The sequence below is a fragment of the Gemmatimonas sp. genome (assembly GCF_044345575.1).
Lineage (GTDB): Bacteria > Gemmatimonadota > Gemmatimonadetes > Gemmatimonadales > Gemmatimonadaceae > Gemmatimonas.
Genome location: NZ_JBIJAW010000134.1, coordinates 1 through 8,683 on the forward strand (window position 1 = coordinate 1; position 8,683 = coordinate 8,683).

At 66.3% G+C, this 8,683-nt stretch carries 7 protein-coding genes; 5 read left to right on the forward strand and 2 right to left on the reverse strand.

What is annotated here, in order from left to right; translation table 11 throughout:
* The first annotated feature begins 190 nt into the window (after nucleotides 1–190).
* Entirely contained in the window at nucleotides 191–898 is a 708-nt protein-coding gene (locus ACIQ6O_RS09395; protein ID WP_396207529.1) for a phosphoribosylanthranilate isomerase, read from the forward strand.
* Nucleotides 899–952: 54 nt separating this feature from the next.
* Here ACIQ6O_RS09395 and ACIQ6O_RS09400 read toward each other — a convergent pair whose 3' ends face one another.
* Nucleotides 953–1,366, reverse strand: coding sequence for a hypothetical protein (locus ACIQ6O_RS09400; RefSeq protein ID WP_396207530.1), 414 nt, complete (start codon nucleotides 1,364–1,366; stop codon nucleotides 953–955).
* Nucleotides 1,367–1,467: 101 nt separating this feature from the next.
* Here ACIQ6O_RS09400 and ACIQ6O_RS09405 point away from each other — a divergent pair, with 101 nt between their 5' ends.
* Nucleotides 1,468–1,983 (forward strand): nuclear transport factor 2 family protein, encoded by a 516-nt coding sequence (locus ACIQ6O_RS09405; protein ID WP_396207531.1) that lies wholly within the window; start codon nucleotides 1,468–1,470, stop codon nucleotides 1,981–1,983.
* A gap of 93 nt (nucleotides 1,984–2,076) precedes the next feature.
* On the opposite strand, the gene ACIQ6O_RS09410 is transcribed toward ACIQ6O_RS09405, so the two are convergent.
* Complete coding sequence (locus tag ACIQ6O_RS09410; RefSeq protein ID WP_396207532.1) at nucleotides 2,077–3,957, reverse strand: M28 family peptidase; 1,881 nt, start codon at nucleotides 3,955–3,957, stop codon at nucleotides 2,077–2,079.
* Between the two features lie 94 nt (nucleotides 3,958–4,051).
* On the opposite strand from ACIQ6O_RS09410, the gene ACIQ6O_RS09415 reads away from it, so the two are divergent.
* The 3 genes from ACIQ6O_RS09415 (at nucleotide 4,052) to ACIQ6O_RS09425 (ending at nucleotide 8,673) form a co-directional block, all read left to right on the forward strand.
* On the forward strand, nucleotides 4,052–7,060 hold the full coding sequence (locus ACIQ6O_RS09415) for a WD40/YVTN/BNR-like repeat-containing protein (RefSeq protein WP_396207533.1): 3,009 nt from the start codon (nucleotides 4,052–4,054) through the stop codon (nucleotides 7,058–7,060).
* 166 nt (nucleotides 7,061–7,226) lie between these two features.
* Nucleotides 7,227–7,709, forward strand: a complete 483-nt coding sequence (locus ACIQ6O_RS09420; RefSeq protein WP_396207534.1) for a hypothetical protein — start codon at nucleotides 7,227–7,229, stop codon at nucleotides 7,707–7,709.
* Nucleotides 7,710–7,767: 58 nt separating this feature from the next.
* Nucleotides 7,768–8,673, forward strand: a complete 906-nt coding sequence (locus ACIQ6O_RS09425; RefSeq protein WP_396207535.1) for a histone deacetylase — start codon at nucleotides 7,768–7,770, stop codon at nucleotides 8,671–8,673.
* Nucleotides 8,674–8,683 lie beyond the last annotated feature (10 nt).

Below are 8,683 nucleotides of genomic sequence, written 5' to 3' on the forward strand. Positions count from 1 at the left end.
GCGCTACTCACCGTGCGCGACTCGCTGGAACTGCGGCGGTAGGGGCGTGGGTGACTGCGTGTTACTGCGTCATGTGATGAACGGCGTCATGAGATGAACGGCGTCATGATGACTGCACACCGAGTAACCGCGGTCAACACCGTTGGTACCCGCCGTTACTCGGATCGCGGTAACCAGAACGTTGTGAGACATGACCCATGACGCTGTCTCCCGTTGTTCCCTCCGCTGTCCCCCCGCCGTTAAGGTCAAGGTGTGCTGCATCGCTTCCGTCGAGGAAGCCGCCCTCGCCGTGTCCCTTGGTGCGTCGGCGATCGGCCTCGTGTCGCACATGCCGAGTGGCCCCGGGGTGATCAGCGAGGCGCGCATCGCGGCGATTGCGCCCACGGTACCGGCGGGCGTCGAGACCTTTCTGCTCACCAGCCTCCACGACGCCGCGGCGATTGCGGCGCAGCACGCACGCTGCGGGACCACGACGGTGCAGCTCGTGGATCATCTCCCGGTGAGTACGCTCACTAATGTGCGCATGCTGCTGCCAACCGTGCGATTGGTGCAGGTCGTGCACGTCGCCGACGAGCAGTCGGTCGACTACGCGGCGCAGGTCGCGCCACACGTCGACGCGATCCTGCTCGACTCCGGCAACGTATCGCTCGCCGTGAAGGAGCTCGGCGGCACGGGCCGCACGCACGACTGGCAGCTCAGTCGCCGCATCCGCGACGCGGTGGACGTGCCGGTGTGGCTCGCTGGCGGCCTGCGCGCCCACAACGTGCGCGACGCAATCGCAACGGTGCGCCCTTACGGCCTCGACTTGTGCACCGGCGTACGCACATCGGGCGCGCTGGACGCGGAGAAACTGGCGTCGTTCATGGCGGCGTGCATGGGCGCCTGCACGGGCGCCTGATACACGCGGAAGTCCGCGCCGGCCCGAACACCATCGCGCCCAATCAGCGCCTGTTCACTTGACCGGACACAGCTCCTTGAGCGCGAGCGCCGGTACGGAGCCCGGAACCGGAGGAGCGTAGCCGGGAATCTTCACGATCTTCTCGCTGGCCACCTTCGTGAACTTCGCGTCGCCGTAGTAGCGGTTCTCCTTCACGGCCACGGTGCCGGTGGCACACCGCACCGCCACCACGGTCCGCGACCCGAACCACTCGCCGCCGGGCGCTTTGGCGGGCTTGGCGAACGTGGTGCGCAACGTGGCGATCACCTCGCCGCCGACGCGCTTGACGCTCTTGGTTTCGAGGGCCACCGGATTGCCGCCGGCCAGACTCCCCACGGGCTTGAGTGACTGAGCGGAGGCAGAGCCCGCCGCAACCACGGAGAGCAAGGTCGAGGCGCTGACGAGCGCGCGCAGGATGAGAGTCGGCATGACGGACACGTTGGATGGCCAGCAACGGAGCGATTCGCTACGATGATGCACGGACCGAACTTCGGCAATTCCCTCTCGTTTCCTTTCGACCCCTACTCGTGATGTCGATCATCTCCCGCGTGCGGTGCTCCCTCACCATGGCGTGCTGCACGACCCTGTTTTTCGCCGCACCGGTGCTCGGCGCGCAGGCCCCTGCTGCGGCCGAAGCGGACAGCCGTGCGGTGATGGCCGTCGTCACGCGCCTCTTCGATGGCATGCGCTCAGCCGATTCGAGTGTCGTGCGTTCGGTATTCGATCCGCGGGTGCGGATGATCACCGTATCCACGCGCAACGGCGCCCGCGCGACTACCGTGGAGATCGGGGCTGACAACTTCGCCAAGTCGGTGGGCACGCCACATTCCGACGTTTGGGATGAGCGGATCGCCAATCCTCGGGTGCAGATCGACGGCGATCTGGCATCGGTGTGGGTGGACTACGGCTTTTTCGCCGGTCCGCGCTTTTCGCACTGCGGTGTGGACCACTTCCTGCTGGTGCGCAACGACGCCGGGGCTTGGCGTATTCTCGAACTCGCCGATACCCGCCGCACGACGGGCTGCGCGCAGTGGACCACCAAGTAGACACCGCGCGCCGCCGCTGATTCTCTGTCAACGCGGCTGCACGCGCGGTGAAAACGCCGGGTCCTGCAATGAGCGTGAAAACCTACGCTATCGTCAACGGTTGCACGTTGGCATCGTGGGGTCGGGCCCGGCGATCGCCGGCTTGTTCGGCCGGTTGGCAATGGCCGTCATCACGTCGTGCACGAAGCGTCCAAGGCGGGCGGCGTGATCGTAGTCGATGTACCGCGGCTCGTCGGTCTGCTGGTGGTAATCCACCGCGTACCCAAGCGACATGTACACGGTGGGAATGTCCTTACGGACGTAGTTCACCTGATCGCTGCGGCAGAACCGGTTGAGCGGGTTGGCCGGCACGTCCCAGCTCTTGTCGATGGCCATGGGCTCGGGGCTGTTGGCATTCACCGAGTCGATGATGTCACCGAACTCGCGCGACAGCCGGCGCGCGCCGAGCATCTGCACGGAGTTGGGGCCACCGTACTTCACCTGCCAGTTTCGCCCCTTCCCCACCATGTCCATGTTGTGCGCCGCCACGATGCTCGTGAGCGGAATGGTGGGGTTGTCGGTGAAGAAGCGCGAGCCGAGCAGGCCGCCTTCCTCGCCCTGATGCGAAACAAAGATGATCGAGCGGCCCGTCTTCTCCTTCGCGAACTTCTCGGCGACCTCGAGCATCACCACAGTACCCGAGCCGTCGTCGTCGGCCCCGTTCATGATGCTGTCGCGACGCACCGGGCGGATGCTGCGGGCCCGCGCGATGAGCGAATCGATCTTGCGCTGCTGCTCGGCCGTGGGCGTGCAGACGGGGTCATTCGATCCCTGACGGCGCACGACCATGTTGTAGGCGCGCACGGAGTCGTGATCCACCACTACGCTGTTCACGCCCACGTGATCGTTGTGCGCGCCCACCAGCACGTATTCCCCGGCGAGCTTGGGGTCACTGCCCGGCAACACGGCAATCACGTTGCGGGCTGGCGTGGGGGACATGCGCCACTGATGCTTGAAGCTCGCCGAGATGGGCGCGCTGGTATCGCCGACGCGCAGGTCACCCATCTTCTTGCCGAACAACTGCTCCGCGGCCGCACGCGAGATGGTGGCCGCGCCGGGCGCGTTGGCGTTGAGCGGCTGCGCCGGACGCATGCCCATGGGCTGCGCGAACGCGGCGTCGACCGCCTGCGGCGCCATGTCGTCGAGGCCGATCACCAGCACGGCTACCGCACCGGCACCGGTGGCCCGCGGATCACGCATCGTGGTGGGCACCGCCCGTCGCGCCGGCGGCGCCGTGGGGTTGGCGCGCTGCCGTGCTTCTTCGGCGATGGCGGCGTTGGCCCCGAACTTGTCGGGCACGTCGGCGCAGCTCACGAAGCTCACCGGCGCCCCTGTGCTCGACGCCACACGCTGCTGTGACGGCGCCGCGCTGAACACGATCACCTTGCCGCGATAGGCATTCGCGTCGATCATCGCCGTGGAGTCACCCCACTGGCCGGCATACACCGCGGGCACCCCGTTGATCTCTACGGTTCCGCCAAAGCCATTAGCTACCGTCGGCACGGTGGGAATCCAGTCCTTCTTCGGGGCGAGCGCCTTGCCGTTCACGCTGAGCGTGCTGGCGGTCGGATCGAAGCCGATGGGGCCGAATGGCAGCACCTGGAAATAGCCGCCGTTCTCGCCGGCCGGCTTGAGGCCGAGGCGCTGGAACTCCTTCGCGATGTACTCGGTGCCCTTGTAGTTGCCCACCTCGCCGACACGACGCCCCAGCATGGAGTCGTCGGCGAACTGGTAGAGCCGCGTGCGCAGGTCGTTGGCCGAGATGGCGTTCTCTGTGGGCCTGGGGGCCCAGGTGGCCGGACCCTCGTCGGACCACACGGTGCGCCCGCTGCGCACGTCGGCCGTCTTCGTGGCGGGGCGATTCTGGGCTTCGAGGGTACTGCTGAGGGCCAAAGCGAGCAGCAGGCTGGGCGTGCGTAGACGTGTGGAATTCACGTATCGGCTCAGGGAGCAGGGGGGGCGGGAAGCAGGCGGCGGGGCCGGAGGGTCGGCCGCAGCGTACTCCCAACTTACGCAGCATATTCGGCGCATGCTGACCCGCCCGATCTTCCGACTCGTTGCCACGGCCGTGCTGTGCGCAACCGCCTCGGCGCCGCTTACGGCCCAGGCTCCCTATCGTGCCACCGATCTCGGCGGCCTCAAGTTCCGGTCCATCGGCCCCGCTTCGATGAGCGGCCGGGTGGTGGACATGGACGTGGTCGAATCCAATCCGTACACGATGTACGTGGCCGGCGCGACCGGCGGTTTGTGGCGTACCACCGACAACGGCATCAACTGGACGTCGATTTTCGACGCACCCGTGCACTCCATCGGCGACGTGGCCGTGTTCCAGCCCAACCCGCGCATCATCTGGGTGGGTACGGGCGAACGCGCCAACCGTCAGAGCGTAGGGTGGGGCGATGGTGTGTACAAGAGCACCGACGGCGGCAAGACGTGGTCGAACATGGGACTGCGCACGAGCATGCACATCGGGCGCATTCAGCTGCACCCCACGCATCCCGATATCGCGTGGGTCGCGGCGCAGGGCAGCGTGTGGGGCCCGGGTGGTGAGCGCGGCCTCTTCAAGACGACCGACGGTGGGCGTACGTGGACGCAGGTGCTGAAGGGCGACGAGGACACCGGCGCCACGGATGTGGCGATCGACTGGAACGATCCGAACGTGCTGTACGCTGCCACGTATCAGCGCCGCCGCAGCGCCTACGGCTTCGACGGTGGTGGTCCCGGCAGCGCCCTCTGGAAGAGCACCGATGGTGGCGATACGTGGCGCAAGATCACCGGCAACGGGTTGCCGAGCGGCGAGTACGGGCGCATCGGCATTGCGGTGTATCGCAAGGATCCGCGCGTGCTTGTGGTGAGCATCGAGCAGGGCGCGCGCTACAATGCCAGCACGGCGTATATCCAGCGCAAGGCGGGGCTATATCGCAGCGACGACGCCGGCGCGACGTGGACCTTCCTGAGCGACTGGAATCCGCGTCCGATGTACGCGAGCCAGCCCACCATCGATCCGAACGACGACAAGCGCATTTATATGCTGAACGCGTATTCGTTCAGTGACGATGGCGGCAAGACGTTCACGGCGCCGCGTACCACCACGCACGGTGACGATCGGTTCGTGTGGGTGAATCCGAAGGACAGTCGTCACGTGATCAAGCTCGACGACGGCGGCATCGGCATCAGCTACGATCGTGGACGCTCGTTCCTGTTCGTCGCGTCGCTGCCGCTTTCGCAGTTCTATCGCGTGGCGGTGGACAATGCCGTGCCCTTCAACGTGTACGGCGGCCTGCAGGACAACGGCTGCTGGATGGGGCCGAGCGCGAGCTGGACCACCAATGGGGTGCTTAGCGAGCACTGGTCGCGGCTCTGCGGCGGCGATGGCTTCTGGGTGGTGCCCAATCCGAAGAACCCGCGCACGGTGTACTCGGCGTCGCAGTTCCTCGGCCTCCAGAAGAACGACACCCGTACGTGGCAGGTGCAGGATCTGCGTCCGGGTGACAGCACCGGGCGCATCGGCGGGCGTCGCAACTGGGAGACGTGGGGCAAGCCCGGCGCCACGCAGGTCCTCGGCAACGCCATGCACCCGGCCAACTGGGATTCGCCCATCGTGGTCTCGCCGCACGACACCAACACGCTGTACGTGGGCATGCAGCATCTGTTCACGTCGAAGGATGGTGGCCTCACGTGGAAGAGCCTTGGCGACATGACCACGGGGGTCGATCGCAGCACGCTGCCGCTCATGGGGCGCAAGCCGAGTGAGAACACGCTGTCGCTCGACGACGGTGTGCCGTACTTCCCGGGGGTGACGGCGCTGGCCGAGTCGCCGCTGGTGAAGGGGTTGCTGTACGCGGGCACCGATGATGGGCGCTTCCGCATTTCGCGGAATGGTGGTGCCACGTGGACGGATGCGCAGACGAAGTTCCCCGGCCTGCCGAAGGATTCGTGGTTCGCCGGCGTGGAGCCGAGTCATCATGCGGCGGGCACGGTGTACGTGACGGCGGACAACCACCGCAGCAACGACATGGCCAACTACGTGTACCGCAGCACCGATTACGGGGCTACGTGGACGCGGATTGACGGCGATCTGCCGGCCAACCGGGTGGCGCGCACGATTCGCGAAGATCTGCGCAACGCGAAGTTGCTGTACCTCGCCACGGAGTTCGGCGTGTTCTTCTCGCCGAACGGTGGCGGAAACTGGCTGTCGCTGCGGGCCAACATGCCGCTCATGCCCTATAACGACCTCGTGATCCATCCGCGTGACAACGCGCTGGTGCTCGGGTCGCACGCGCGTGGCGTGTGGGTGCTCGATCAGTTGAACGCGCTGCAGGAAATGACGCCAGAAGTCGTGCAGACGCCGGCGCAGCTGTTCAGCATGCAGCCCGCGTATCAGATCCGTACGACCAACCTGCGTCCGCATGCTGGTGACCTGGTGTTCCGCGGGCAGAACCCCGCCAACGGTGCGCTGGTCGACTACTGGGTGCGCGACGAGGGCGCGAAGGTGACGCTCACGGTGCACGACAACGCTGGCCGTCTCGTCCAGACACTCACGCCCTCAGCGACTCGCGGCATCAACCGTGTGGTGTGGAACCTCCGCTACGCCGATCTGCCGGTGCGCAGCGGTGGTGGCGAAGACGACGACGAAGGGCCGCGTCCCACCACGCCGGGCCCGCTGGTGCTGCCGGGCACCTACACCGTGCGCCTCATGCACGACGGCCGAACCGTCGAGAAGAAGGTGGTGGTGAAGGAGGATCCGCGCGTGACGATCACGCCGGTGCAGCGTGCCGCGTGGACCGCGTTCCATCGCGACGTGGCGGCGACGGTGGCGAGCTTCGCCGAGGTGACGACGCGCGTGCGCGGGCTAAGTGGCACCGATGCGGCCACGCGCGACCTCAAGCGTCAGGCGAGTGAGCTGCAGTCGCGACTGTCGACGCTGTACGGGGCCGTTGGTGGTTGGACGGGGGCGCCGACGGCGGATCAGCGGTCGCAGTTGCGCTACTACAAGCGGATGGTAGCGGAGATCGATCAAACGTCGGTAGGCAAGTGATACGCAGCTCCGCCGAAAGCTGAGAGCTGAAAGCTGAGAGCTCCCCCGCAGATCACGTGAGCTACGGGGGAGCTTTCAGCTTTCGGCTTTCAGTCTTCAGTCATTCGCGCGAATGCGCATGCCGAGATCCGGTTTGCTGTGCTAGCACGATGACGTACCCCACTGCATGTTCGCGCACATGACCTTCCTGTTCGTGAATCTCATGTGGGCCATCGTGCTCTTCGGCGTGCTGCTGTGGACCACCGCATGCGTGGTGCTCAACGCGGCGCTGCGGAAAGGCATGGGGATCATGGGGCTCGCGCTCAGCTACGGGGTGTTCGCCTGGATGCTGATCGATCTGCCGCTGCGCGAAGCGCTCGTTACGTGGAGCGTCTTCGCGGCATTCGGCGGCGCCCTCACGGTGTTCTACGAACTGTGGGCGCGCCGCAAGTACGCGGGGAGCGGTCGCGCGTCGCGGCCGCTCGTGCGCATCAGCGGGGTGTTCCTGTGGCCCGCGATGGTACCGGACGCGGTGGGGCTCATGCTCAACGACCTCGGTATCATTCCGGCGGACGAGCGGAGTGAGACACACGAGGAGGACTGGCGGAAGATTACGGGGGAGATGGAGGCGCCTGTGGTTGAGGGGCAGGGTGCGTCGCGGGCGACTTAACAGCAGACGGCAGACGGCAGTTGTCGAGACGCCGCGGAACACCACTAAATTGCGCCCCATGCTTCACCTGTGGTCCTCCTCCCGCTACGCCATCGAACTCCCCGATGGCCATCGCTTTCCGATGGCCAAATACGCGCTGCTCCGCGAAGGAGTACTGCGTGAGCAGCTCGTCCCGACGGAGCGTCTGCACGATCCACAGCGGGTCGATGTGAACGATCTGCTGCGCGTGCACACGCCCGAGTACGTCGCGCATATCGTGAATGGTACGCTGCCGTACGCCGAGCAGCGGCGTATCGGGTTGCCGTGGAGCGAAGCCTTCGTGGAGCGCGCCTTTCGCGTGGTGCAGGGCACGCTCGAGGCCAGCGAGTCGGCACTGCAGCACGGCGTGGCGATGAACCTCGCCGGCGGTACACACCACGCGTTTCCCGATCGGGGGGAAGGATTCTGCACCTTCAACGACGTGGCCGTGGCGGTGCGTCGTCTGCAGGCGCAGGGGAAGGTACGCCGCGTGGCCATCATCGACCTCGACGTGCACCAGGGGAACGGCACGCACGGCTGCTTCGCCGGCGACCCCGACGTGTACACGTTCAGTATGCACGGCGCCAAGAACTTCCCCTTTCACAAGGTGCCGGGTACCCGTGACGTTGAGCTCGAGGATGGCACCACGGACGACGTGTACCTCGAGCTGTTGCACCGACACCTGCCCGAGGTGTTGCGCGAGTCGCGTCCGGACCTGGTGGTGTACCTTAGCGGTGCCGACCCGCACGAGGGCGACCGGTTGGGGCGGCTCAAGCTCACCTTCGAGGGACTCATGGCCCGTGATCGCTACGTGATCGGTAGCTGTCGTGAGGTGGGGATTCCCGTCTGCGCCACCATGAGCGGCGGCTACGGGCGGGAGGTTCAGGACACGGTGGCGGTGCACCTCAATACAGTGCGGGTGTTGCGAGCCTTTGCCCGGGGATAGCCGGAGAGGC

What these genes read in the sequence shown, in the direction of transcription:
- ACIQ6O_RS09425 (WP_396207535.1), top strand. Translation starts at nt 7,768, where the DNA reads ATGCTTCACCTGTGGTCCTCCTCCCGCTACGCCATCGAACTCCCCGAT.
- ACIQ6O_RS09395 (WP_396207529.1), top strand. Translation starts at nt 191, where the DNA reads ATGACCCATGACGCTGTCTCCCGTTGTTCCCTCCGCTGTCCCCCCGCC.
- ACIQ6O_RS09420 (WP_396207534.1), top strand. Translation starts at nt 7,227, where the DNA reads ATGTTCGCGCACATGACCTTCCTGTTCGTGAATCTCATGTGGGCCATC.
- ACIQ6O_RS09400 (WP_396207530.1), bottom strand. Translation starts at nt 1,366, where the DNA reads ATGCCGACTCTCATCCTGCGCGCGCTCGTCAGCGCCTCGACCTTGCTC.
- ACIQ6O_RS09415 (WP_396207533.1), top strand. Translation starts at nt 4,052, where the DNA reads ATGCTGACCCGCCCGATCTTCCGACTCGTTGCCACGGCCGTGCTGTGC.
- ACIQ6O_RS09405 (WP_396207531.1), top strand. Translation starts at nt 1,468, where the DNA reads ATGTCGATCATCTCCCGCGTGCGGTGCTCCCTCACCATGGCGTGCTGC.